This window comes from Sivoneniella epilithica UHCC 1019 (assembly GCF_040830845.1).
Lineage (GTDB): Bacteria > Cyanobacteriota > Cyanobacteriia > Leptolyngbyales > Leptolyngbyaceae > ULC077BIN1.
In genome coordinates this window covers 1-24,021 of sequence record NZ_JBFPDP010000065.1, presented here as the reverse complement: position 1 = coordinate 24,021, position 24,021 = coordinate 1, and the positions used below count along the sequence as shown (strand labels likewise).

At 46.9% G+C, this 24,021-nt stretch carries 22 protein-coding genes, 2 pseudogenes and 1 riboswitch; of the genes and pseudogenes, 10 read left to right on the top strand and 14 right to left on the bottom strand.

What is annotated here, in order from left to right:
* Positions 1–45: 45 nt before the first annotated feature.
* From AB3R30_RS24315 to AB3R30_RS24290, 6 genes are all read right to left on the bottom strand, one after another.
* Positions 46–780, bottom strand: coding sequence for an XDD3 family exosortase-dependent surface protein (locus tag AB3R30_RS24315; protein ID WP_458651798.1), 735 nt, complete (start codon positions 778–780; stop codon positions 46–48).
* A gap of 43 nt (positions 781–823) precedes the next feature.
* Positions 824–1,225: a hypothetical protein gene (locus AB3R30_RS24310; protein ID WP_458651797.1), complete on the bottom strand. Its 402-nt coding sequence runs from the start codon at positions 1,223–1,225 to the stop codon at positions 824–826.
* Positions 1,226–1,725: 500 nt separating this feature from the next.
* Positions 1,726–2,862, bottom strand: a complete 1,137-nt coding sequence (locus AB3R30_RS24305; RefSeq protein WP_458651796.1) for a hypothetical protein — start codon at positions 2,860–2,862, stop codon at positions 1,726–1,728.
* The gene (locus AB3R30_RS24300) at positions 2,859–3,389 is read right to left on the bottom strand and encodes a hypothetical protein (protein ID WP_458651795.1); all 531 of its coding nucleotides are present in this window, start codon (positions 3,387–3,389) and stop codon (positions 2,859–2,861) included. The genes AB3R30_RS24305 and AB3R30_RS24300 overlap by 4 nt, the downstream gene beginning before the upstream one ends.
* Positions 3,352–3,747 carry a hypothetical protein gene (locus AB3R30_RS24295; RefSeq protein ID WP_458651794.1) on the bottom strand — a complete coding sequence of 132 codons (396 nt, stop codon included), beginning with the start codon at positions 3,745–3,747 and terminating at the stop codon, positions 3,352–3,354. The genes AB3R30_RS24300 and AB3R30_RS24295 overlap by 38 nt, the downstream gene beginning before the upstream one ends.
* A 61-nt stretch (positions 3,748–3,808) precedes the next feature.
* On the bottom strand, positions 3,809–3,967 hold the full coding sequence (locus tag AB3R30_RS24290; RefSeq protein ID WP_458651793.1) for a hypothetical protein: 159 nt from the start codon (positions 3,965–3,967) through the stop codon (positions 3,809–3,811).
* A 14-nt stretch (positions 3,968–3,981) separates the two neighbouring features.
* On the opposite strand from AB3R30_RS24290, the gene AB3R30_RS24285 reads away from it, so the two are divergent.
* On the top strand, positions 3,982–4,653 hold the full coding sequence (locus AB3R30_RS24285; protein ID WP_458651792.1) for a CIA30 family protein: 672 nt from the start codon (positions 3,982–3,984) through the stop codon (positions 4,651–4,653).
* A gap of 18 nt (positions 4,654–4,671) precedes the next feature.
* Here the strand turns inward: AB3R30_RS24285 and AB3R30_RS24280 are convergent, their stop codons facing one another.
* Entirely contained in the window at positions 4,672–6,012 is a 1,341-nt protein-coding gene (locus AB3R30_RS24280) for an ArsB/NhaD family transporter (RefSeq protein WP_458651791.1), read from the bottom strand.
* A gap of 205 nt (positions 6,013–6,217) precedes the next feature.
* A riboswitch (cyclic di-AMP (ydaO/yuaA leader) is annotated at positions 6,218–6,442 on the bottom strand.
* Between the two features lie 171 nt (positions 6,443–6,613).
* On the opposite strand from AB3R30_RS24280, the pseudogene AB3R30_RS24275 reads away from it, so the two are divergent.
* A pseudogene (locus tag AB3R30_RS24275) lies at positions 6,614–7,269 on the top strand (hypothetical protein).
* Between the two features lie 79 nt (positions 7,270–7,348).
* Here the strand turns inward: AB3R30_RS24275 and AB3R30_RS24270 are convergent.
* Positions 7,349–7,795, bottom strand: coding sequence for a tellurite resistance TerB family protein (locus AB3R30_RS24270; protein ID WP_458651790.1), 447 nt, complete (start codon positions 7,793–7,795; stop codon positions 7,349–7,351).
* Positions 7,796–8,050: 255 nt separating this feature from the next.
* On the opposite strand from AB3R30_RS24270, the gene AB3R30_RS24265 reads away from it, so the two are divergent.
* The 3 genes from AB3R30_RS24265 (at position 8,051) to AB3R30_RS24255 (ending at position 11,438) form a co-directional block, all read left to right on the top strand.
* Positions 8,051–9,505 carry an IctB family putative bicarbonate transporter gene (locus AB3R30_RS24265; protein ID WP_458651789.1) on the top strand — a complete coding sequence of 485 codons (1,455 nt, stop codon included), beginning with the start codon at positions 8,051–8,053 and terminating at the stop codon, positions 9,503–9,505.
* Positions 9,506–9,603: 98 nt separating this feature from the next.
* Entirely contained in the window at positions 9,604–9,831 is a 228-nt protein-coding gene (locus AB3R30_RS24260; RefSeq protein ID WP_458651788.1) for a hypothetical protein, read from the top strand.
* Positions 9,832–10,211: 380 nt separating this feature from the next.
* Positions 10,212–11,438, top strand: a complete 1,227-nt coding sequence (locus tag AB3R30_RS24255; protein WP_458651787.1) for an ATP-binding protein — start codon at positions 10,212–10,214, stop codon at positions 11,436–11,438.
* Here the strand turns inward: AB3R30_RS24255 and AB3R30_RS24250 are convergent.
* The 4 genes from AB3R30_RS24250 to AB3R30_RS24235 all read right to left on the bottom strand — a co-directional run bounded on the left by AB3R30_RS24250 (position 11,431) and on the right by AB3R30_RS24235 (position 15,140).
* Entirely contained in the window at positions 11,431–11,787 is a 357-nt protein-coding gene (locus AB3R30_RS24250) for a response regulator transcription factor (protein ID WP_458651786.1), read from the bottom strand. The two genes, AB3R30_RS24255 and AB3R30_RS24250, sit on opposite strands and share 8 nt — an antisense overlap.
* Before the next feature lie 113 nt (positions 11,788–11,900).
* Positions 11,901–13,028: a hybrid sensor histidine kinase/response regulator gene (locus tag AB3R30_RS24245; protein WP_458651785.1), complete on the bottom strand. Its 1,128-nt coding sequence runs from the start codon at positions 13,026–13,028 to the stop codon at positions 11,901–11,903.
* 205 nt (positions 13,029–13,233) lie between these two features.
* Positions 13,234–13,446, bottom strand: coding sequence for an acetyltransferase (locus tag AB3R30_RS24240; RefSeq protein ID WP_458651784.1), 213 nt, complete (start codon positions 13,444–13,446; stop codon positions 13,234–13,236).
* A 167-nt stretch (positions 13,447–13,613) separates the two neighbouring features.
* Entirely contained in the window at positions 13,614–15,140 is a 1,527-nt protein-coding gene (locus AB3R30_RS24235; protein WP_458651783.1) for an MFS transporter, read from the bottom strand.
* A gap of 396 nt (positions 15,141–15,536) precedes the next feature.
* On the opposite strand from AB3R30_RS24235, the gene ilvB reads away from it, so the two are divergent.
* The 4 genes from ilvB to dacB all read left to right on the top strand — a co-directional run bounded on the left by ilvB (position 15,537) and on the right by dacB (position 20,706).
* Positions 15,537–17,372 carry a biosynthetic-type acetolactate synthase large subunit gene (ilvB, locus tag AB3R30_RS24230; protein ID WP_458651782.1) on the top strand — a complete coding sequence of 612 codons (1,836 nt, stop codon included), beginning with the start codon at positions 15,537–15,539 and terminating at the stop codon, positions 17,370–17,372.
* A 152-nt stretch (positions 17,373–17,524) separates the two neighbouring features.
* Positions 17,525–18,460 carry a Dam family site-specific DNA-(adenine-N6)-methyltransferase gene (locus AB3R30_RS24225; protein WP_458651781.1) on the top strand — a complete coding sequence of 312 codons (936 nt, stop codon included), beginning with the start codon at positions 17,525–17,527 and terminating at the stop codon, positions 18,458–18,460.
* Positions 18,435–19,100, top strand: a complete 666-nt coding sequence (locus AB3R30_RS24220; RefSeq protein WP_458651780.1) for an HNH endonuclease — start codon at positions 18,435–18,437, stop codon at positions 19,098–19,100. Before AB3R30_RS24225 ends, AB3R30_RS24220 begins: the two co-directional genes overlap by 26 nt.
* Before the next feature lie 154 nt (positions 19,101–19,254).
* A complete protein-coding gene (gene dacB / locus AB3R30_RS24215) occupies positions 19,255–20,706 on the top strand; it encodes a D-alanyl-D-alanine carboxypeptidase/D-alanyl-D-alanine endopeptidase (protein WP_458651779.1) in 1,452 nt (483 codons plus the stop codon).
* On the opposite strand, the gene AB3R30_RS24210 is transcribed toward dacB, so the two are convergent.
* Both AB3R30_RS24210 and AB3R30_RS24205 read right to left on the bottom strand, forming a co-directional pair.
* Positions 20,638–21,621, bottom strand: coding sequence for a DUF6999 family protein (locus AB3R30_RS24210; RefSeq protein ID WP_458651778.1), 984 nt, complete (start codon positions 21,619–21,621; stop codon positions 20,638–20,640). The genes dacB and AB3R30_RS24210 overlap by 69 nt on opposite strands.
* Positions 21,622–21,709: 88 nt before the next feature.
* Entirely contained in the window at positions 21,710–23,620 is a 1,911-nt protein-coding gene (locus AB3R30_RS24205; RefSeq protein ID WP_458651777.1) for a beta-ketoacyl-ACP synthase III, read from the bottom strand.
* Between the two features lie 215 nt (positions 23,621–23,835).
* Between AB3R30_RS24205 and AB3R30_RS24200 the strand changes: the two are divergent.
* Positions 23,836–23,949: pseudogene (locus tag AB3R30_RS24200) on the top strand (IS630 transposase-related protein); the annotation flags it as partial.
* Positions 23,950–24,021 lie beyond the last annotated feature (72 nt).

Below are 24,021 nucleotides of genomic sequence, written 5' to 3'. Positions count from 1 at the left end.
CAAGTGATTGCTTCCCTGACTGGATACTCCTTCATCCTAGATGCACTATCTGTCGTTACCACCATTTAAATTGGTATTACCTGTGGGTAACAAGGATTGGTCAAAGCTAAAGCCAAGCGTTTGGGAACCTGTGGCGCTGAAATGACCAAAATTTAAGCCCAAACTGGTCAAGTCAGCCGAACTCAGCGCTTGAATATCACCGATTTTTGTGCCCGAGGCGATCGAATTGAGAATTGCGCCCGATGGATTGAGGTAAGGATCAGTTGCCGACAGATCTGCCATTGTAGGAGTGCCGCCGACTGCCTGAACCGCCGCATTGTAGGCATTCAAAGTAGTGAAGCCGCTGTTGCTTGCAGTGACACTCTGAGCCGTAACGTTACTGTATACCCCAAGGCTGGGAACCCCAGAATTGTTGGTGGCAGCAAAGCGAATTCCAAACAGGTTGCCGTTTGCTTGACTTAAGCTGCTGCGAGTAAAGTTAATCAACAAATCGCCCCAACCGATGTTGCCATCCAATGCACCACTACTAGATGCTCCTGTGATGGGCATATTGCCATTTAAGGCGATGTAGAGTCGATTATTGCGCTGCGTTGTGGCAATGCCATACATTTCGTAGGCGCTATTTTGTCCGATTGTGCCGCTGCCGTATCCATCTGTGAACGAGTCGATCGCATAGTTCCAGCCGTTGTGCAAAGAGGCTGCCGACGCGGGTTGCACCATGCCGATGGATACGAGTCCGGTAAGCGTTGCACTAAGCGCGATCGCGAGTTTTTGAATCATGAAACTGTCTCCTTAAATTGTTATAAGTTGCTAAATGAGTAGGTCAAGTAGAGCAAACCAGTCCAGTTGCAGCTAAGGTAGCAATGCGTTGTTGCAGTTGATCGGAAACAATTACGTCCTCTTGTAAGCAACTTTGAACCCCAATCGGATCAATGGCAGACTCCTCAGTCAACATCAACAGAGACGTTGTCATCTGATCCGCTTGCTGCAAAAGCTCAGTCAGGGTTAAATATGCCCGGTGAGTGGAAGAATTTCCGGCTCTGCCAAACAGCAGAAATACCATTTTCCCTACGACTTCAAGTTGATGTTGGATGAGATGAAGCTGACGAATTTGTAGTCGAATTGAGGTGGAACTCAATGCAAGTTGCCGTTGCAAGCAGCGCAGATGCAAATTGATAGTTTGCAATTGAACAATAATTTGCTGAAAAGCAGTTTGAGCAGTCATAACTTCCCTTTCACACAAGTAGTAGGGCAATGAGCCTCAACTGGGCTAGCCGAATTAAAAACCATTGATCATCAGGTTGAATCAGGGGATGAGAGCAACTTGAAGATGATCTTTGATGTTCTATTTACTAATCTGTAAAGGGGCAGTAGTTTTACGCAAGGATACTAAAAAATGGGCATTGCTAAATCTGGGGATGAAATTTGTAGGGACAATCCCTTATGGTTGCCCTCCATCTCCTACAGGGTAGGCACAAGACCTACCCCTACAGTCAAAAATCATACTTGCATTTAGCAACGCCAAAAAATGAGTGGCAAGCAGCCTGTTCGTCAGTAGCTGAGTGAAATTAAGTACGTGTTTCCGCGTTCCTAGTGATAAGGGCTAAGTGCGATCGCAGAAGTCACTCCAACCGACCCATGCATAACAGTCACTTGGAAAGCTTCGCTAACGTTTCACGAATTGCAGCGGATGGCTTCTAGTGTTGCATCGATTGACTGAAGCATTCACGAGGATGGCGTTACTTCGGTGATTTCAGTCTGGCTCAACTGGTTCGGCTGAGCAGAACTAGGAATAGTGTCAGCAATCGCACCATGCTGCTGTTGATAGGCTTCCAATGCCTGATTGATCATACCCATACGTCGATCTTGATCATGGCGAATGCTGGCTTCTTTGCCCATATCATCGTAAGCACGGAGACCGGGCGCATCCCAACCCCCTTTGCCCGCATCCCAAAATGCCCAAACTCGCGCATCCAAAATTGCCTCGTCACCAGACAAGCCCTTCTTTTTGGCTTCGGCTAATCGCTCCACATAGCCGCCTGCTTCAGTCACCGCAAGGGGAGCCTGATTGATTAAATCAATCCCGTTAATCTCTTCAGCTAGAGTCAGCGGCGCGATGCCTTTTTCGGCGGCTTTGGGGAGTAGCACCGAGTCATGAATCCGCTGAATTTTTGCGAGTTGGCGGCGATCGGCTTCATCTGCCGTCAAGTTTTCTTCATTGCCAAACTGATAGGAAAAAGTGCCCCGGTTCCAAACGCCATTGCCTGGATCGCTGTGTCCTTCATACAAACTTGTTTTGCCCCCATCGGCAGCCCGTGTTCCCTCGGCGGCTCCTACGGTTCGGGCAACTAGCGACTCTGATCCGCCTTGAAATAGTTTCTCGCCACTAGGACTAGCAGCGGCTTCGGCAGTCACTTGAGGATTTGGAGCAACTTGAGAAGGAGTCGTTTCGACAATTTCTGTGGGCGTAGAGTCTGCTATTTGAGGATCGGGTGCTTCTTTGCCTGCGGCTACAGGATTTACAGAGGGGGGATTAAAGTTGAGCGCGCCAGAGGATTCCGCCCCGGTGACTGCCACTTCTGTTACCGCTACTTCTGGCGATTCTGTGACTCCTTGCGATTCTACGGCTGGTAATTCTGTCACAGGCATCCTGCTGGCAACGTCCACAGGCAGGGGACTTGTTTCGACGGTAATGGTATCTATTGGCAATTGTGCCACTGTCTCTGGAAGAGTAACCGGATTTTGGTCGGCGGCTAGTTCTACTGGCGTTTCAGCTGCGATCGCAGTTGGGCAAGTGGTGATCGCCGCTACCAGAGACCAGGCAGCCAGTAACAGGTGTTTTTCCAAGGTTTTGTTTTTCATGATTTGGTCAAAATCCGCTCGATCATAGGTTTACTGGGTTCAACGATCGCCCAAGTGCCATCGGGCTGTTTTCGCAATGTCGCGAAATGGAGAACGGTGCCGCTTCCTAGTGAGTCTCCCTGGTTGCAGCGACCCAGCCGAGGGTTAGAAATGCCGCACAGTCGAAACAGATAGGCAGGCACACTAGGGCTAGAAAAAATCAGGCAGTGGCGCTGATCTTGTTGGGTTTGCCCATCAAACGGCGCATAAACAGATTTGCCGTTTAGCTCAATGGAAATATCTCCGAGTCCAGCGATAACCTCATATCCCGCAATTTTGTCGCCGGGTTGTAGCTGCCAATTTTGATAGAGCTTCAGGTTAATCGTTGGGTTAGAGGGATCTGGGCGATCGCAGGCACCTACCATCACCAACATCAATAGCGCTAGCAGCAATCCTGTTTGTTGTGCGAACCCCATTTGCGATCGCCCAGCGACAAAATTAACGACGAGGTTAGTACCGAAAACTGAAGGAATATCCGGCATATTCATCGCCCTCATACAAAACAACCAGCCATGTTTTGGGATCAAAAGCGAGGGGATACGCTTCTCGCTCTGCCGTTATGCCTGCGCGGGGTTGAATCGTTGAAAGGCGGCAATAGGGCAACTGCATCACTTGGCGAATTGCCTGTTTATTGGCGCGTTCTGGTACACTCAGCATCTGAGTTAGCTGTTCACGAGACAGCACCGCCGTTTCGCGAATCACTTGTTGACAACTATCTTTGGCAGATGTTTTAGGCAACAACCCTTGTGGATCTACCAGCAAGCCCAACGCCGCAAGAACAGAACCGCCAGCCAGCATATATTTGACACCACTACGATTACGGCGATCCATGGTTTTTGCCTCCATCTATTTGCCTCCATGCATTGGGCACACCCAATTCAGCCAGGATTAATTGAGTACAATTGTACTATATTTTGATCAGATCGCAATCCGTAGGAGAGTTAGTATCATTTGCAACCTGATCGGGTTGGGGTGATGCGTATTTGTCGCAAAACCGATCGCGATCGCTAAAAATGAGAAGTGTTATTTTCAAGGAAGGGCGATCGCCCTTTTCAGGCTCTCTCATCCAAATCCTGCTTTATGGCTCAACCAGAACGTAAATCCTGGGATGTGGGGCGCTTCCTGCAAACCCTCTCTTTTTTCGAGACTATTCCTGTCGTTAGTTGGCTGCAACATATGGTTTTTGGCTCGTCTCCACCGCCGCCGCCCCAGCCTCAAGCAGGGCTAATTTTCGATTTCAGCCAGCCATCCTCCACGCTCAATCAAGTGTGGGGCGCGTTGGATGATGTGGTCATGGGCGGAGTTAGCGCTAGTTCCTTTCAAATGCAGGACAGCGCCGCCTTGTTTACGGGCAACGTCTCCACTGAAAATTCCGGTGGTTTTGCCTCCGTTCGCACCCGCAATTTTGATCCGCCGCTCAACCTGACCGGGCATACGGGCATTGAGCTACGGCTGAAGGGCGACGGGCAACGCTACAAGTTTTTGGTGCGCGACGAGGATTCTTGGGATAGCCTTGCTTACACCTATTCCTTTGACACCGTACCCAATCAGTGGATCGAGGTGCGAATTCCGTTTAACCTGATGGCTCCAGTGTTTCGGGCTAAAACCGTTGCCGATGCTAAGGCATTGAATACCGCACGAATTCGATCGCTCCAGCTAATGCTGAGCAAGTTTGAATATAACGGAGCGCTGAATCCCAATTTTCAGCCCGGTGAGTTTCGGCTGTTGGTGAGAGCGATCGCGGTTTACTAATACTTTCAATCGCACCCTTTATCCTCGCAAAAAGGCAATGCTGACATATACCGCCAGCACCGCCAGTTGTAACCCCATAGTCGGTAGTCCGTAGTAGAGGAAGCGCTGAAACGAAATCGGCTTACCGTGCTGCTCGGAAATTCCTGCGGCGACGATGTTAGAAGATGCGCCCACCAGTGTGCCGTTGCCGCCCAAAGTCGCCCCATACATCATGGCGTAGAACAGCGGCAATACTTCTGGTGGCAACTGACCCTCAAATCCAGGAGCCAGAATTTCCTTGCCCACAAATCCGGCATTCACAATATATTCCTTCAGCAGGGGCACCATTGCCACCACCAGGGGAATGTTGGGCACCACGCTAGACAATAAGCCGACCGCAAACAAAAGAACAATAGATCCCAGCGCTACATTTTTGCCTAATAGAAACGCCAGGGCGATCGAGCCACTGCTGACAACGCCAGTTTTTTGTAAGCCGCCAATCAAAACAAAAATACTCATAAAAAACAGCAGCGTACTCCAATCCACATCCCGCAAAATGTTGTTGATGGAGTCGATTTTGCTCTGGTGAGCAAGCATTAGACAAAGCGCTGCACCCAACAGCGCCACCGTTGCTGGAGAGACAGGTATGGGCAGACTTTCCCCAATCACAAAGAAAACCAGCACCAGCAGCACAATCATCGATCCGATTAGCAGCATTCGCGGATGATTGATTTCGGGACGAGGCAGGTTATCCAGGCTAGCAAGCTCAGTCCGCCAGATTTTTTTGAACAAAAACGGCAATGTTGCCACGACGACGACGACCGCGATCGCGCCCCCCAAACTCAACTTTTGCAAATAATCGGTAAAGCTCATATTGATTGAAGTGCCGACAATAAAGGTTGCCGGATCGCCGACCAAGGTAAGCAATCCTGCACTGTTTGCCACAAACACCATCAAAATCAGCAGCGGCACAAAATCAACGCCAATTTCTGCGGCGAGCGGCGGAATCAAGGGGGCTAGCAACATGACTGTAGTGGCATTTGGCAGCACCGCGCAAATCGGCGTAGTAATTGCCACAATGCCTAGCAGCAAGCGATTGCCTTTTCCTTTTGCCAGCAGCACCATTTGAGTTGCTAAATAGTCAAATACTTGGGTGGGTTGAAACGCCCGAACCATGACCATCACGCCAAAAAATAGACCGAGCGTAGTATGGCTTTTGGCGATATAGCCGATCGCTTCATCTAGGGTCAAAATATTCAAAAACACCAACAGCAATGCTCCCAACATCGCGGCGATCGTGAGATGCAGCCACTCCGTCATCACCAGTCCAATTACACAGCAAAAAATCATCAATGCTGCGATCGCTTGCCAGCTTTCCATAGCGCTTTTCCCTGGTTAAAATAAATTGTTAAACGTGTAATGATGGGCGCTCAATGGTCGATTCACACCGCGATCGCGACAAAACCGCTGCCAAATTGATTAGCAACACTTAGGCACCCCAGTATCACAAGCAGGTACAAAAAACTGAGCAGTACGGGCAAGAGACACTGGCAAGCCAAAACATTTTGTAAAAATGCTGACTGTTCAGTCCTCTCTCAATGCTGACGGAGTTAGCTGACGGACTAGGGCTGAGAGATGCCCTCTAGGAAAAGTTCTAAGCTTGAGCAATGAATTGAATAGATATTTCTATTCATCTCAATTCAAAACTCAAAATTCAAAACTTTTCATCAGTTCGCCCCAAAAAGTGGTTCCTCCGCTTTGCTCTGCCAATCACACCCATCGACAAAAGCAAATTAAGCTGGCTTCAGTTGTTGAAAGAAATTTAACACACTTCTTTAAGAGTGTATCCCACCTTTGTGATGAGTATAAGTGCTTAGGTTTGTTTTTCTGAACCAGCGCTAAACCTTGAGCAATTGACCTCTACCGCAGGAGACGTATGGACAGCGCCAAGAAAGCCCAAATTCAAGCCTACGCTTAAGCCATCGCCGCTCTATGGTACGAAGAAACTGACCCGGAACAAGTCAAAACATTAGCAGGAATTGAAGTGGCGGTGCGAGAGCATAGGCTTGAGCATGTGAGTCCAGAAATTGGTAATTTTTTATTGCAACAAGTAGTAGCACGACAAGCGGACGCAAACGCGCCATCGGCAGCATCATTGGACAATTGAGTGTGAGTGAGAAACAAGCTCAAAAACTGGATGTCAAAGCCTACACCCAATGGAGTCCCTATCTGGAAAAGTGTTGCTTGTTGTTGAGTGCGAATGAGTCCTATAAGCGGGCGGCTGAAGATATTCAAGTCTTGACCAGGGTGGCGATTTCTCACAGCACCCAGCAGCGGTTAGTGCATCGTCAAACCTTTGATTGACCGCAGGTGGTACAACCCGTTGAAGAGATGAGTGTGGATGGAGGCAAAGTGCGACTGCGAACCCCGCAAGGAGAGCCGAGTGAATGGCGAGATTACAAAGCTGTGAATCTGCACCAATGCTGTTTGAGTGCGTTTTTCCAGGAGAATTCAAGCTTAACGGTCAAACAGGTTGGGCAACCCATGAAGCTAGCAGGAGCGCAATGGAAAAAGGACAATGTTCCGCAGGTGCTTCTCCAGCGTACTGCTTACCTCAATGGGCAATTCTCAAAATAAGTCTTGCAAGACTGGGATACTCTCGGGGATTTAGCGTGAGAGGGATTGGGAAAATCGTACATCGCGTCACTGTGTTCGATTAACCTCGGTTCTTAATCATCATGACTTCTACAATTTTCGTAGCAGTTTCATCTGCAATTTCTAAAGCTTGATAAAGCTGATTGAGAAACTGCTGTTCTTGCTCTGTCACGACACCATCTGACAGGATTAGATCGGTTGCGACGGCAAAGGCTGATTCTCTTAGTTCAAAGGGGAGTGAGTCTTTGGCTCCTATAAACAGAGCTTCTGCCCCGTCACGTCTGAGAATACCAAACAATTTATCAAACATTCGTCTCATCACATCTGCCGGAAAACTTTTGTACATTTGCATTCGATTAAGGCTGGTAATCAGTCCGTTGAGTTCTTCGTCAGATAGGTAACCATCTGACGCGATCGCAGCTAGCATCAATGAGCCAAAAGCTTCGGCTGGGCTGAGCGATTCTTGAGTTTTGTTCTGAACGTTGAAGATTTTGTCAAAAAGTCCCATAGTTTTTTCAGAAGTTTGAAAGTAAGTGGATTGAAAATTAACAAGAATGCAAGCAGTTTTTGTGCAAGCAATTCACATAACAGCAGAATTTGAAAGCTAAGTTTAGATTTCCCAGATTCCCGAATTTATTCACGATGATTTCTATTTTTAGTTATCTATATTTTTTTAGGAGGGCTGAGGATCTGAATCTAAAGTTACGATCGCAATCGGCATGTACAATAACCAGGAATCCTTTCACGCGATCGCAAGTGCCCTATGAACTCCGTTTGGCAAACCCTGACGCTTTCTACCTTGCCTCTCCAGCAATGGCTTAACGCTAGCTATGTCCACTATCTCGTCGGTCCGCTGCGGCGGTGGCGGCGGGGAAGTCGGTTGACGCAATGGGCAGATGAGATCGGCGGTGCGCTAGTAATGCTGGTATTTGCGCTGGCTCCGTTTGTTAACAATGAGCTAGTGGCTGTGCTTTTAGCTGCCTGTGGAGCCTACTGGATTCTATTGACGCTCTCGGAAGATGGGCAAGAAAGTAGGCAGTTAGAGAATGGTTTAGCCCTTGCCCCAACTCCTTTGGAGACGCTACGCGAACGTCGCACTCCTCTTGCTACGCCAATTCACCTGATGGTGTTGCTCTATTGGTCAGCCGTATCGATCGCAACGGCAATGTCTCCCGTGAAAAAGGCGGCGTTTGTGGGTTGGCAAAAACTCACGCTCTATTTGCTGTTTTTTGCATTGGTGGCGCGGGTCTTGCGATCGCCCCGAATTCGCGCTTGGGTGATTACGGTCTACTTGCTAGCAGCTTTGGCAGTCAGTGTTTACGGCTTGCAGCAATGGTTTTTGGGCACGACAGCCTTGGCAACCTGGGTCGATCCCACATCGCCGCTTTCCAAAACAACGCGGGTATACAGCTATCTGGGCAACCCCAATTTGCTAGCAGGATATCTGATTCCAGCGATCGCGTTTAGCGTGGCGGCGGTGTTTGTTTGGCAAAGCTGGATGCAAAAAGCACTAGCTGCGGTGATGGTAATCGTAAATAGTACATGTCTAGCACTCACCTTTAGTCGCGGCGGCTGGATTGGAATAGTCGTTGCTGTTGGCGTGTTGCTGCTGCTGCTGGCGCACTGGTGGAGTATTTATCTGCCGCGATTTTGGCGGAAATGGACATTGCCCATTGTGTTAGGAACTGCCGCTGGTGTAGTCGTTTTGGCGATGGTTGTGGTAGAACCCTTGCGCGATCGCGTGGGCAGCATGTTTGCCGGACGGGGGGACAGCAGCAATAACTTCCGGATCAATGTGTGGATGTCAGTGATTGAAATGATCAAAGATCATCCCATTTTGGGGATTGGTCCCGGCAACGTTGCCTTCAACAAAATTTATCCGCTCTACATGAAAGCGCGTTATTCTGCCCTGAGCGCTTATTCTATTTTGCTAGAAGTGATTTTGGAAGCCGGAATCATTGGATTCACTTGCTTCGTATGGCTGCTGTTGGTGACCATAAACCAAGGCTGGAATGCCCTTCAGCGGTTGCGTCAAGTGGGCGATCGCGATGGCTTGTGGCTGATTGCCGCGATCGCGTCCCTCTTTGGCATGATTGCTCACGGCTTAGTCGATACGGTGCTGTATCGCCCTGAAGTCAACACTCTTTGGTGGCTGATGTTTGGCATGATCGCCAGCTTCTACATGCCAAAACAGCTAGAAGTAAGAAGTGGAGAGTAAAAGGTGACAAGTATCGTGAGTTGCATCTCTGTCACAGCCAAAAGTTTATCGGTAGGATATCGGTAGGATAGTTGTATGGTTAATAGCCCAATTCCATCATGAATACTCTTGATCAAGTGCTAGAAACTGCTTTGCAACTGTCCTATGACCAGCAGGAAATGCTGATTAAGATTTTGCAAAATCGGCATCACGAAAGCCGCCGTGCGGAAATGGCTGCGGATGCCCAACTGAGCTTAGCTGATTTTCGAGCAGGCAAGTTTCGACCCCAATCAGCCGAGAATGTGATTACAGAATTGCGTCGATGTTTGGACGAGCCAAAAACCTGAAATCCCTGCTTCTATGTCTGTCTCTGTAATACCTTCACAGAGCGGCATCTTCCGTAAGGGCTTGGCATTCGGGCAAACACCTTGCGACTCAATCGGAGACAGACTGCCGAATGCTAAGCCCCTACAAGGATTTGTTAAATCAATGAAAAATTGACAGGTGGAGAATTTGTGCGGGAGTTGTTAAAGTACACACTGAAATGGGGCTGGATCGTTTAAACCTTGTGCCACAACGATCGCGCCTTGAATTGCAATTACGCTATCTTCTGCCCGCTACTGGGCGATCGCAGTCTTCACTTCTTTGGATTTCGCAGTTTTAACTCATTTCCAGTGCAAACCTATTAGACTGATTAAGTTGGGGTTATGAACTAGATTTTTTGTTCATGAAAGATTTTAGTAAGCTGCTGACTGAGAAATCAAAAGCAATTGAGGCTCAATGGATCGAGGCGGTTGTGCGCGATCGCCAAATCGTTAGCACCGATGATCTGTCTCGCAATGCCATTCGCGATCATATTCCGCATGTGCTGGAAGCCTTGGTCACAGTGTTAGCGCAAGACCAAACCAATGATGTTGAAACGATCGCCAAGGCGAGTTTTATCCATGGAGCCTTGCGAGCAGAACAAGGTTTCGACCCGACGGAGATTGTGCGTGAATATCATTTACTGCGAACGACTATCTTGGCGAACTTACAAGATGAGTTGATTCAGGCAACCACCCCAGAAGTATTTTCGGCAATGTCGATGGTGTCTGCGGTGATCGATGCAGCGATCGCCCAATGCTTCAAAAGCTATGTGCAAGAGCGGTTACGAGAGTTAGAACAGCTTCAAAGTCAACTGACATTGACTGTGCAAGAACTGAATCGGTTGGTTCGAGCCAATCAACAACATCTATCTGTCTTAGCCCATGAGTTGAAAACTCCTCTGAACTCTATCATTGGCTACGCTGAACTATTTCTACGGCAGCAGCGCCAGACCGAAGTCAGAGATACAGCGCCAAACATTAGCCATATTGAGCGAGTGTTGCGAAATGGTCGGCAACTGTTGCATTTAATTAATGATGCGCTTGAATTAGCAAGATCGGATGCTAATAAAATGCAGGCTCACCCAGTCACCGTTTCCGTGGAAGAGATCATTCAAGCCGTGGTGGAAGTGGTTCACCCGTTAGTGGATGCTCGTGGCTTGAAATTTGTACAGGATTGCGATCGCGCTCCTCAGCAGGTTCTGACCGATTCATTTCGGCTGAAGCAGGTTCTCATTAATTTGTTGAGTAATGCGATTCGCTATACCGAAACAGGCAGCATTACGTTGGCGTGTCGATTCATTGATAGCGACACTTGGGAAGTTGCAGTTACCGATACGGGTATCGGCATTCCTATAGAAGAACAAGCCCAAATTTTTGAGCCTTTCTATCGAGTCACCTCCCCTCATCAATCTCCTTTACCGGATAGTACGGGTTTAGGATTAACAATTGTGGCTCAGTTGGTGGAGTTACTACAAGGAAAAATCTATCTCACTTCCCAAGTTGATATTGGGTCTACTTTCACAGTAGTTTTACCGCAAAAAATGGTTCTAACAAACAATTTAGATTCTCAAATTGCGTCTCTTAGTTGAGCAATATCTGAATTCGGTTTAATAAGTGATCGAAATCGATGGGTTTCCGAATAAAGTCTTCAGCTTCCACACGAACCTCGCCTATGAGAGTGTGCTGATCATTCCCTGTGACCAGCATGATTGGCATTGATAATTTCAAATGTTGGCGAATCTGCTCAACCACTTCATACCCACTCATTCCAGGCATCATCACATCTAATAACACCAAGTCTGGAGACTCTTCCGCAATTTTTTCTAGGGCGATCGCACCACAATTTGCAACATCAGTTTGATACCCTTCCCCTTCTAAAAAGGTTTGAAGGAGATCAGAATTATCAACGATATCGTCAACAATTAAAATGCGTTTCATAAGGATTTTAGTAATAAAAAATCAGAGCAGTGACTTGATTTCGTGAATTGAATCGATCGCTAATGACATAGGCTTAATCTTAGTTAAATATCGAACAATAATTTTGTTGCAACCTATTCTGCGATCGCGGGTAAAGAAATCGTAAATGCACTGCCTTTTCCAGGTTCAGATTGAAGCCGAATGCTTCCTCGATGGGACTCAATAATTCGATGGGATAAATACAATCCTAAACCGCTGCCGGATCGCTTATGTTTTCCCTGACGAAAACGCTCGAATAATGTTTTCTGCTCCTCCAACGCAATTCCAGTCCCACTATCACTCACTTCAATCACAACTGACGAAGTATTCATCGTCAACGGCTCAACCAAACGAACCTTGACCCATCCTGCATCAGTGAATTTAATCGCGTTGCCAACCAGGTTAGTCAAAACTCGACGTAACTCCATGCGATCGCCCATGACTGTTACCGATTGCCTGTGACTCTTGTCAAGCTCAGCCCCGTTTTCTATTTCGGAAATTAGCGACAACCCTCGTTCTGTGGCTAAAGGCAACAATTCATGAATCACTTCATCGACAATTTCCCGCAAATTACACGGCACAAAAGTAAGCGTTTTAGAACCCGCCTCATGACGATAGACCTCCAGCAAGGTATTAACCATTTGCAGTAGATTACTGTTGCTCTTAATCATGCTGCCAACGGCTTCACCCATGTCTTCTGATAACTTACCGAGGGCTTCTTGTTGGAATAATCCCAGCATTCTATCTGCGGCAACCAGAGGAGTACGTAAGTCGTGAGTTAATCGCATGACAAAATCTTCTTGCTGCCGCACCATTTGTTCTTGTTCATCAAGGCTATGTTTCAACCGAAGTAGCGATCGCACTCGCGCTAGAAGCTCATCTACATCCACAGGTTTACGGATGAAATCATCGGCTCCTATATCTAACCCTTTGACTACGCTAGAGCGCTCATCGGCTGTAATCAGCAAAATCGGAATATAAGGGAGAGCAGTATTCTGACGAATTCGTTGAGTTACTTCGTAGCCATCCATTCCGGGCATCATTACATCGAGCAAAATTAAGTCTGGCAAAAGTTGATCAATCTTCTCCAACGCGATCTTGCCATTTTCTGCTAAAGCAACTTCATACCCACCATATTCCAATGTTGTTTGCACTAAAAATCGGTTATCAGCAGAGTCGTCAACTACTAAAATATTCCCTGTACAAACCTGATTTGCAAGCATATTTTTCTCGAAAAGCTGGATTAAATATCTTTTTAGCTAATTTCCTTTCGTGTAAAAGCTAGCTTATTTAAATCGAATAATCAGTACTATTAGTGGAATATTGTAAACCGCATCAGTCTTACAATCTCAGTGAGTCTTGCAATCTTATAGCCATCAATCGATAGCTACCGATAGACTTGCTCATTCATCCGCAGAAGCAGATATTTCATAAAGAGCTTTGATAATTTGGGTCTATCCAACATTGGGGCAAATTTTCATTCGATGGAAACGTTAGGCTATTTTTGTCAAAATCTTCAGGATCTTGTTCTTCTTCTCCATTCTGAATTCTGCCCGAAATAGTTGGCTGCATCGGGTTAATTACAGCTTCAGCATCTAAAACTTTAATCAGCGTTCCATCTTTCTTATTTTTTAAGAACATTTTTTTATCCAATAGCAGCAAAATCTAATGATTAATTCAACGCTGAATATCCAATATCCAACTCAACGCAGAATTAATTCACCATTGAGCATAAACTATTTAATCCATTAGTTTTTCTATCTTAAGTAGCAGTTATTCTACTCATGCCTTACTATCTTTTTAACTCATCAGGGATGATCTGTCTGGGGAGGATTTGACCTTCTTAAAACCTCAACTCTAAGTAGATAGGTCATTCCGGCTGCTAATACGCAGACTAGCATCAGCATGAATAGCAAGGTTGTCTCGCCGCCCGTGTCTCTAATAAACGGTAGTATAAATGTGCCCAAAATTGCGCCTGCTTTGGCGATCGCGCCTGCAAATCCTGCACCACTGGCTCGAATAGATGGGGGAAACACTTCGCCAGAAAGCAAGAAGGTTGTGGAATTGGGTCCCATATTCATCATCAAGTTATAAATAAAAAATCCGCTGAATACTATCGCTAAATTCCACGCTGAGGGCAATTGAAGCAGACTCGCGATCGCTAAAATGGCTAAGCCGATCGCCATTCCCAAAAAGCCAAAAATTTGTAGTGGAATGCGACCCAGGCGATCGATCAACAGCACGGCTAGCACAAACCCTACCACGAGAAATAAATCGACGATCGCGGAACCCTGAGCCGCAGCAAATTGCTGAGCTAAAAGGGTATCTTCGGCAGTGAATGCCAATGCTGCCAAAATCACCGGGGTAAAGATGCCAATGCCATAGGTGGCGATGTCTTGCAGAAACCAGGGAATGGATGCTAGTAAAGTATTGCGGCGATAGGCGGGTGAAAACAAATCACCGAAGTTCAGGTTAGAAGTTGGGTTGGGTGGATCGGTTTCGGGCGTGAGGGCGATCGCCTCTTCTAACAAAATCGAAGCAGCTTTGGAAGCGGCATCATATTCGCCTCGCGCCAAGTGATAGCTGGGGCTTTCAAGCAAAAAACTAAACCGCAGAATGCCAACCGCGATCGCCAATATCAAACCCACTCCCAGCATCCAGCGCCATGCATCGGCGATCGCGGGCTGGACTGGATCGGGATACACCACTTGAAACCCATAGATCACGACCAACCCGGTTAATGCGCCCAACAGTGCCCCCACCGCCTGAAAGGTAAATGCGCCAATCACCATGCGACCGCGTAATCGAGTTGGCACATTTTCAGTGATATAGGCAACGCTGATGGGATAGTCAGCCCCGATCGCCACGCCGACCAAAAACCGGAAAACTACCAAAGAGGCGACATTCCAGGCAACCACCGTTCCCAAGGTTGCAACCAAAAACAGGATGACATCGACAACGAGCATTCGCTGCCGCCCGACGCGATCGGTGATGGGTCCCAAAATCAACGCCCCCACCAGTGACCCCGCCAAAGCTGCCACGGCGATCGCGCCCACTTCCGCCGTCCCCAATCCAAAGTCTTGCTGCAAAAAGGGCAATGCCACGCCAATAATAAAAAAATCGAAGCCATCTAGAAGAATTAAACCCGCAGACAGCGCCCACAGCCATTTCATTGGGCGGGTGAGATGGGATGCATCTAGCCGTTGCTCGAAGGATAAACGGGGCGCGATCGGGTTAGAAGTTGGAAGCATGAAATGGAGTTTTGAGTTTTGAGTTCGGAGTTCGGAGTATGAAATACGAAAGCTGTTTGATGTGGCATTGCTGAATGCAGACATGATTTTCATGGGTAGGGGTAGCGCCTTGTGCCTACCCTTGCTGGGATAAGGGCAACCACAAGGGATTGCCCCTACGAATTTCATATCTAGATTCAGCAACGCCTTTGATGTTTCTATTCTAGAAATCAAGGTTGTTTTAATATCTAGGGGAATGTCTAAGTTATGAGCGACGGGAAAACAAACTTTCGTTACAATCTCTTCAAATGTCATCGGAAGCTGATGTTAAAATCAGAGACTATCTAGCTAATTGCTTATCAAATCGCCATTCTAGAGCTTATGGGTTCGATTTTGACTGAGATTTTCTCGTCAGGGATCGGAATTCGCTCTAGACTGAATTTCAAGCATTAATGCAGCATTCGATACAAAAAACATCTGACGACTGACGAGGATACTCCTGTGCAACTTCAACGTGTCGCGGTTCAACGGGTAACGGGCGCTTACGCCTTAATGGATAGCTTAAAGCGCCATGGTGTCACTGATCTTTTTGGCTATCCCGGCGGTGCCATTCTGCCGATTTATGATGAACTCTACCGCTTTGAAGCCCGTGGAGAACTTCGGCATATTCTAGCGCGGCACGAACAGGGCGCTGCCCATGCTGCGGATGGATATGCCCGTGCGACTGGCAGAGTGGGCGTGTGTTTTGCGACTTCTGGTCCGGGTGCCACGAACTTAGTCACCGGAATTGCCACTGCTCACATGGATTCGATTCCCATGGTGTTTATTACCGGGCAGGTGCCTCGACCCGCGATCGGCACGGATGCCTTTCAGGAAACCGACATTTACGGCATCACGCTACCGATCGTGAAACACTCGTATGTGGTGCGCGATCCGAGAGCCATGGCGCAGACGATCGCCGAAGCGTTTTATATCGCTAGTACGGGTCGTCCGGGTCCAGTTTTGGTAGACATTCCGAAAGATGTAGGTGCAGAAGAATTTGACTATGTGCCTGTGGAAGCGGGTTCTGTCAAACTGCCGGGTTACCGCCCAACCGTGAAGGGGCATCCGAATCAGATTGCCAATGCCCTACGCCTGATTCGCCAGTCAAAGCAACCGTTGCTGTATGTGGGCGGGGGCGCGATCGCGTCTAACGCCTATGCCGAAATTCAGCAGTTAGCCGAATTGTTTAACTTGCCTGTCACGACTACCTTAATGGGTTTGGGTGCCTTTGATGAACACCACCCTCTGTCGGTCGGCATGTTGGGAATGCATGGCACCGCTTATGCCAACTTTGCCGTGATGGAATGCGACTTGCTGATTGCGGTGGGTGCCCGGTTTGATGATCGGGTGACGGGTAAGCTAGATGAGTTTGCCTCGCGCGCTAAGGTGATTCATATTGACATTGACCCGGCAGAAGTGGGCAAAAACCGCGCCCCGGATGTGCCCATTGTGGGAGATGTCCGCAACGTTGTGATAGATATGCTGCGTCGGAGCAAGGAAGACGGCGATCAGTTTGAGAGCGATCGCAATCGAGCATGGCTGAACCGCATCGATCGCTGGCGTGAAGATTACCCTTTAGTTGTGCCTCATTATGCTGATAGCCTGTCTCCGCAAGAAGTAATTGTGGAAGTGGCAACCCAGGCACCCCATGCTTACTACACCACCGATGTTGGACAGCATCAAATGTGGGCAGCCCAGTTTCTCAAAAACAGTCCGCGTCGCTGGATTTCTAGCGCGGGACTAGGCACTATGGGCTTTGGAATGCCGGCGGCGATGGGTGCTAAGGTGGCATTGCCGGACGAAGAAGTGATCTGTATCAGTGGTGATGCCAGTTTTCAGATGAACCTGCAAGAACTGGGAACGTTAGCGCAATACGGCATTGCAGCGAAAACGATCATCATCAACAATGGTTGGCAGGGCATGGTGCGCCAGTGGCAAGAGGCATTCTACGACGAGCGCTATTCTCAATCCAATATGCAGGGTAGTATGCCCGATTTTGTCAAGCTGGCAGAAGCCTTTGGCATTAAGGGAATGATTGTGCGATCGCGGGATGAACTTAAGGGCGCGATCTCTGAACTGTTGGCGCATCCAGGTCCCGTGTTGATGGATGTGCGGGTGAAGCGGGATGAAAACTGTTATCCCATGGTGCCAGCCGGGAAAAACAATGCCCAAATGGTCGGCTTGCCCGATCATAAGCACCTCGAAAAAACGCCGCAAGTGGTTCATTGCAGCAGTTGCGGTACAAAGATCCTGTCCACAAACCGTTTTTGCCCTGAATGCGGCACCAAAGCTTAGACTTTTATCAAGGTATCCTACTGATCTGGGTAAGCAAGGCTCGTCTAGCTCAGTAGGACAGCCACTTTACGAATTTATTTTTATCAAAAATTCTGGCTAGCCACTTTCACACTTGTGATAATCTTGTTTAGATCATTTGTTCTCTAGGTAAGATGGCATCTCTTCCACATGCAATTCAGTATCAAGGCAGTAAGAGAAATCTCGCTTCAAATATTCTTAAATACTTGCCCAATAAGCTAGACAGACTAGTTGAGCCATTTGCGGGAACTGCTGCAATTAGCGTTGCTGTTTCTTCTAGGCTAATTTCTCAGCAATTTTGGATTAATGATCTAAATCAGCCATTGCTTAGTTTGATAAAACTCATTGCTGAAGAGCCAAATGAAATATCAGATGCTTATGCATCAATATGGAACGAACAACATAGTGATTCTGTAGGTCACTACTATCAAATTAGAGAGAAGTTTAACAAAACCCATGATCCAAAGCTCTTTCTTTATTTATTGGCTCGATGCGTCAAAGGGGCTGTAAGATACAATTCTGATGGATTCTTTAATCAAAGCCCTGATAAAAGACGCAAGGGAACGCAGCCTGAGAAAATGCGAAAAAATATTAATGGTGTTTCTAGATTGTTAAAAGGAAAATGTTATTTCACAAGTTTGGACTATAGAGATGTTTTAGCTGAAGTTAAAATCAGCGATTTTGTTTATATGGACCCTCCTTATCAAGGCGTATGTGGCGATAGAGATTCAAGATATTATTCTGGAATTAGTTTTGATGATTTTGTTCTATCTCTTGAAAAGCTAAACCAAACAGGAATAGGGTTTGCAATTAGTTACGACGGCAAACGGGGCGATAAAATCTTTGGCAATGAATTACCTATACAACTGAATCTTAAAAAAATAGAACTGGAAGTAGGAAGATCATCCCAAGCGACCCTGCTGGGTAAAGATGAGATAACCACTGAATCCTTATACTTATCATCAAACTTATTTTGCGACTCTAAGTTAAAGTTTGACTGCTACCACAACACAATAAACAAACAACTCACGCTTTTGGAACGGCATGGACAGTTCTCAATTACCCGATGAGTTTATACAACTTTGTCAGTTAGTAACTGCCAAAAGACCCAAAGCTGTTATTAACCACATATTGCAGTATGGTTTTATCACAACAGAAGAATTGAAAGAAACCTATGGCTATAATCATCCTCCGAGAGCCGCAAGAGATGTTCGAGAAAACGGCATCCCTTTGCAAACCTTTCGGGTAACAGGCAAAGATGGAAGAAAAATAGCAGCTTACAGATTTGGAGATATTAGCAAAGCTAGATTTTCTAGATTATCTGGCAGAACAGTTTTATCCAAGCAGTTAAAGAGCACGTTGGTTAAGCAACATGGCTGTAAATGTTTTATCTATCTTGAGGAGATGAATGAACGTGAATTGCAAATTGATCATCGTGTTCCTTTTGAAGTAGATGGCGAACCAGAAATGGAGGCTGAAAGTTTTATGCTACTTTGTAGCTCGGCCAATCGAGCTAAATCTTGGTCGTGTGAACACTGCGAAAATTGGAGAAAGCTGAAAGATAAATCTATTTGCTTATCATGCTACTGGGCTTATCCAGAGAACTATAACCATATTGCAATGCAGCAAATTAGGAGAATAGATTTGATATGGAGAGGAGATGATGTTGAAATTTATGAGAAATTGAAAAATCAAGCTATTGAATTATAAAAAAATTCCTGAATTTGTTAAGGAAGTTCTTGAACAAGAGATGAATAAAGGCGATAGCTAATAGCAAGCAGATGAGAACTATAAGGTTAAAGGCGATCGCGTGATCAAAAATATAGTTTTAACAAGGGTTTTATCAGGGGTATGGATCTTAGTGTTGTCGCCTGTTCCTGCGATCGCTCAATCTCCTCCAAAATCAGCAAACGTAGTAGTTCCTACTCAGCCGCTTACAACTTCCTCAGTGTGTGCCTCTCGGCTGCCCATTGATATCAACCGGGTGATCAATCGCCTGCCCAACGTGCGCTGGGGCATTCAGGTGCAAACCCTGAGTCCGCCCACAACCCGAAAAACCCTGTATGCCCGGAACGCCACGACGTTGCTGGCTCCTGCTTCCAACAATAAATTATTTACTACTGCCGCCGCGTTGCAAAAATTAGGGGCAACCTACCGGATTCGCACCTCGGTGACTGGTAACAGCACGAACTCATCTTTGGCAACTTTACGGATCATCGGTCGAGGTGACCCTAGCTTAAAAACCTCGCACCTGAACCTGCTGGCACAGCGATTGAGCCAACGAGGAATCCGTCAGGTTGCTCTGCTGGTGGGAGATGACACCTACTTTCGGGGCGCTGCCACAAACCCTAATTGGGACTTAGAGGATACGCTGCAAGGCTTTGGCGCACCGGTGAATAGTCTGATGTTGAACCAAAATGGGATTGGGCTAACGCTGTTTCCTCAAACTGTGGGTCAACGGTTGCGGGTGCAGTGGGATGACCCGACGGATACACCCGATTGGCGTTTGAACAATCAATCGATTACGGTTTCTGCTGGGCAAGGAGAATCGCTTGATGTAGCGCGCGATCGCACGCAACCGATCATCAACATCAAAGGACAACTCCGCGCTGGCTCTGCCTCAGAACCCGTCGCCACATCGATCTCTAATCCAGGTAATTATCTACTTCAAAAGTTTCGCAATGCTTTGACCCAAGCAAGAATTACAGTGGCGCAAGCTACCGTGGTGAAAGCAACTCCTGCACCTGCTGGGGAAGTCGAACTGGCTTCATTAGAGTCGCCCACCTTGACAATTTTGCTGAAAGAAACGAACCAGGAAAGCAACAATATCTATGCTGAAACGCTGCTCAAAACCGTAGGTAGAGTGCAAACCCCAGACAACCTGGATGCAAGAGCTAGCGGCATTACGGCGATTAAACCGATCTTGTTTGCCGTGGGTGTGCCGCCGACACAATACACCATGGTGGATGGATCGGGATTGGCGAGTAATAACCGTGCTAGCGCTGAGGCATTGACTAAAACTCTGCAAGGGATGGCGCGATCGCCCAATGCTCAGGTATTTCGGGCTTCTCTTCCGGTTGCAGGAGTCAGCGGCACGCTAAAAAATCGCTTTCGCGGCACTGCTGCCCAAGGGAGACTGCAAGCAAAAACGGGAACGATTTCTGGAGTCACTAGCCTATCGGGTTATCTCACGCCGCCGAGTTATCCCGCGATCGCGTTTAGCATTCTCGCTAACTATTCCAGCCCTTCAACCGATACCGTGCGATCCGCCATTGATGAAATTGTCTTGTTGATGACTCGACTGCGATCGTGCTAATTTTCGCAGTTCCAAGTAGTGATGTAGATATTCTGTGATGATGCCATGCAGCAACAAGCGTCGTGCTGAACCAAAAGAACTATCCGGTGCTAAAGGGCTACGATTGGCAATCACATGATTCCAGTTATAGTCGCCAGTGAGTTGGCTAATGTAGCAACCAAAGTTTTCATCAAACTCCAGTGATAGCACTGCCCGTTCAAATTCGTCGCTGGTTAAGCAAAGTGAATAGAACACTTTAAAAAGCTCGATCGCCGATTCCAAATCTAATACTTTTAACCAGTTTCGATGAGTCAAATCAATGTTCAAAGTAATAGGCTGAATGCTTTCATAGCTCAATCCTGTTTGATGAACTTGTTGCAGCCAACCAGGATTTTCTCGCTTGGCTTTACTATAGTCCAGTACGAAGTTATACAGAATTATATCGTGTTCTAAAAAGGCATTCTCAGCTAAGTCCTCTACTGTGCGTGGATAAAGCTTCGATGATTCAATTGTTGGATCAGGTCCATTTTCAATCAAGAAATTAACGATGTTCGATCCTAAACAAATATGTCTCACAATCAGATAGCACGCTTCTGGCGAAACGAAGTGCTTAAGAAACCAGGCAGCGGAACGATGCATCACTACATAATTGCTGAACTGAAAGGGTAACAGCCGTTTCACTGTCATGATTAACGCCAATAACACATTAGCAACTAGCTTGATCGGTAGCAGTAAATAGGCTCGTGTCCAGCTTCTTAAATCTTGAATCATGTGAGCTTTAGCGACTGGATCAACGGGAATAGCAGTATCTAAATACAATGCATCCCAAGCGTTAGGATTTTGGCGATCGCGAGGTTCTGGTGTGTAAACTGGAGCATCAAGGAGAGGCTCAGCTACAGGCAGAATTGCAGTTTGTTCGAGGTCAGTCATTGTCATAACGTGATGTAAATTAAGTGAAAAGATTCATCGTTCAGAAATAGTAGGATCGCTTTTACCTGCGACCCTGAATGCACCCTAGTCCTAATCATCGAATTTCTTCCAGTTGCATTAGGTAAAGTCGTGCCGTTACCTGTGCCGTTTTCACAATCCGCTGAGCAATTTCCATCGTCATCCACTCCGCATTCAAAATGTCATTCAGCTTGCCAATGTGGGCTTCATCGTTTGCGCCGTGATATGCCAAAAACGAGACCTGCTCATCTTTTAAGTTTAGGGTTTGCTTAATTTGCGCTGCCCATTTTGCCGCTAAATTATTCCCCAATCCTTCAATAATAAACATGCTGCCAATCAAATCTACTGGGTTTTCCCGCGAGGCTTGATGGAAAATAAATGCGGAGAGTGCCTCACTGCCCAAGTTCTTTTCTGCATTCACAATCTCTTGCAAGTCGCCACCCACAGACACGTAATTTCGCTCCAACATTTGAAAATCGCGGTGTTCATCTTGAGCATGTCCAATAAAGGTAGACCGCAACCGAAAATCGCTCATGTTAGAGGCAGCGCGGGCAATCCACCGGGCACCTTCCACCACTTGAGGGCGCAAGTTTCGCAGCAGCGCTTTATAATCCTCCAGCGTGAATTCCCCTCGGTGCAGTCGGCGTAACATCGGCAGCGATCGCAACTTACGTTCAAACTCCAACCACACTAAGGCAAGTTGCCGCAATAAATATGCAGAAGCGGTCTCAGTGGCGAGGGGCAATTGACGTTCGCGTAGCGTCTCCGTAGGAGATATGACGATTGACGATTGACGATTGGCGATCTCCTCATCTTCTCCCATGACTTCCCTATTCCCTATCCCCTGTTCCCTATTCCCTGCTTCAACCACCGTTAGCAACATATACGCCGTCGTGAACCTGCCGCTTTCGGGAATAAAACAAAAGATTTTTTGTCCCACTTTGAGGTTGCCAGAGTGGAATAGTTCTTCCAGCATCAGATAAATGGAAGCGCAGCCTGTATTTCCACGAGTGTATAGATTGGTAAACCACTTTTCTTCCGGGATCATGCAGCCTGCTTTATCTAAAAGCTCCACGATTTGTCCTTTGAAAAAGTGAGAAGAATAGTGACACAGCAGCCAGTCGATATCATCTGGTTTAACTCGTCCCAATTCAATCAGTTTCAGCCAACCTTCTACGCCTAGTTTGACGACGTTATCCAGCAGGCGAATATTTTGTCGCAGATTAATTACCCCTGCTTGAGTTGCTTCGGTATAGGAGGAATAATCTGTCCAGCTTTTTTGTGCTGCTTCATTATCGGTTCCGGCATACATACAAACGGGGTAAGCATTGGCATGAGAAACCATTTCGATCCATTCTATTTTGAGGCTAATTCCAGTTGGATTCGGATGATTTTGAACGAGGAAAGCTCCGGCTCCATCGGAGAGCATCCAGCGTAAAAACTCACTGTCAAACCCTAAAGATTTTCCAGCTTGAATGTCGGTTTCTGCTTCAAAGTTTGTGTTTTTAAATAGGCGAGAGGGAAGTTCAGAGGCAACCGCGATCGCGTTTCTTTTTTCTCCCAACTTTATTTGCGAAGCGGCATACTTTAATGAGCCAACTCCAGCACAACAAACGCCCATACTGGTATTCAATTCAATTGGAGAAAACTCAGGAAGTTCGCCATGCACCATACTGGCAAAGCCTGGAACTAGCAAATCTGCCCAGGTCGTTCCGGCACACAGTAAATCGATTTCATTCGCAGGAAAATCTAGTTTTTTCAGCGCATCTTGTACTGCATAAGCCGCCATTTGGCTGTTCAAGTAAGTCGTTTTTTGATTTTTATCTAGCGCGTAATATCGCTGTTGAATTCCATTACTTTTAAGAATCCGACTTTTTACTTTCGAGGGGCGATCGTTCACCAAGCCAAGATAGTCTTCCATTTCATGGTTACTAATGGAATTTCCAGGTAAGAATTTACCAATGCTATTGATAAAAGCGCCGTACATAGTTGCTCCTTGTAGGGAAATAATGATTTTTTAGTAAAGCGTTTGAGTGGGAAGAGGGCGTTTTTTGTTCCTATCCCAAGCATGGCAAATACTTTTTCAATAATTGGCTGACTTTTTGGCTGACTTTTTGGGATACGACTTTGGTATAGCTATTGCCAGGACAGTTAGGACATAGACTGAGAGGTATCCCTAAGCCTAGGAGAGTGAGTGCATCAATGGCAAAAGCGTACAGTTACGACTTGCGACAAAAGGTGATCAATGCCATCCAATTGGACGGCATGAAGAAGAGCGAAGCCGCCCAAGTGTTTCAACTGGGTCGCAACACGATCGCCTAGGGGAAGCCTTGCGTCGGTTTAAGCAGGCAGGCATCACCTATCAGGCGGGGGAGGCGTTGGTGTCGG

What these genes read in the sequence shown, in the direction of transcription:
- AB3R30_RS24205 (WP_458651777.1), bottom strand. Translation starts at nt 23,620, where the DNA reads ATGTACGGCGCTTTTATCAATAGCATTGGTAAATTCTTACCTGGAAAT.
- AB3R30_RS24245 (WP_458651785.1), bottom strand. Translation starts at nt 13,028, where the DNA reads ATGCTTGCAAATCAGGTTTGTACAGGGAATATTTTAGTAGTTGACGAC.
- AB3R30_RS24290 (WP_458651793.1), bottom strand. Translation starts at nt 3,967, where the DNA reads ATGAGAGAGCCTGAAAAGGGCGATCGCCCTTCCTTGAAAATAACACTT.
- AB3R30_RS24305 (WP_458651796.1), bottom strand. Translation starts at nt 2,862, where the DNA reads ATGAAAAACAAAACCTTGGAAAAACACCTGTTACTGGCTGCCTGGTCT.
- AB3R30_RS24285 (WP_458651792.1), top strand. Translation starts at nt 3,982, where the DNA reads ATGGCTCAACCAGAACGTAAATCCTGGGATGTGGGGCGCTTCCTGCAA.
- AB3R30_RS24220 (WP_458651780.1), top strand. Translation starts at nt 18,435, where the DNA reads ATGGACAGTTCTCAATTACCCGATGAGTTTATACAACTTTGTCAGTTA.
- AB3R30_RS24310 (WP_458651797.1), bottom strand. Translation starts at nt 1,225, where the DNA reads ATGACTGCTCAAACTGCTTTTCAGCAAATTATTGTTCAATTGCAAACT.
- AB3R30_RS24250 (WP_458651786.1), bottom strand. Translation starts at nt 11,787, where the DNA reads ATGAAACGCATTTTAATTGTTGACGATATCGTTGATAATTCTGATCTC.
- AB3R30_RS24260 (WP_458651788.1), top strand. Translation starts at nt 9,604, where the DNA reads ATGAATACTCTTGATCAAGTGCTAGAAACTGCTTTGCAACTGTCCTAT.
- AB3R30_RS24235 (WP_458651783.1), bottom strand. Translation starts at nt 15,140, where the DNA reads ATGTCTGCATTCAGCAATGCCACATCAAACAGCTTTCGTATTTCATAC.
- AB3R30_RS24295 (WP_458651794.1), bottom strand. Translation starts at nt 3,747, where the DNA reads ATGGAGGCAAAAACCATGGATCGCCGTAATCGTAGTGGTGTCAAATAT.
- AB3R30_RS24210 (WP_458651778.1), bottom strand. Translation starts at nt 21,621, where the DNA reads ATGACAATGACTGACCTCGAACAAACTGCAATTCTGCCTGTAGCTGAG.
- AB3R30_RS24280 (WP_458651791.1), bottom strand. Translation starts at nt 6,012, where the DNA reads ATGGAAAGCTGGCAAGCGATCGCAGCATTGATGATTTTTTGCTGTGTA.
- AB3R30_RS24240 (WP_458651784.1), bottom strand. Translation starts at nt 13,446, where the DNA reads ATGTTCTTAAAAAATAAGAAAGATGGAACGCTGATTAAAGTTTTAGAT.
- AB3R30_RS24255 (WP_458651787.1), top strand. Translation starts at nt 10,212, where the DNA reads ATGAAAGATTTTAGTAAGCTGCTGACTGAGAAATCAAAAGCAATTGAG.
- AB3R30_RS24270 (WP_458651790.1), bottom strand. Translation starts at nt 7,795, where the DNA reads ATGGGACTTTTTGACAAAATCTTCAACGTTCAGAACAAAACTCAAGAA.
- AB3R30_RS24225 (WP_458651781.1), top strand. Translation starts at nt 17,525, where the DNA reads ATGGCATCTCTTCCACATGCAATTCAGTATCAAGGCAGTAAGAGAAAT.
- AB3R30_RS24265 (WP_458651789.1), top strand. Translation starts at nt 8,051, where the DNA reads ATGAACTCCGTTTGGCAAACCCTGACGCTTTCTACCTTGCCTCTCCAG.
- AB3R30_RS24315 (WP_458651798.1), bottom strand. Translation starts at nt 780, where the DNA reads ATGATTCAAAAACTCGCGATCGCGCTTAGTGCAACGCTTACCGGACTC.
- AB3R30_RS24300 (WP_458651795.1), bottom strand. Translation starts at nt 3,389, where the DNA reads ATGAATATGCCGGATATTCCTTCAGTTTTCGGTACTAACCTCGTCGTT.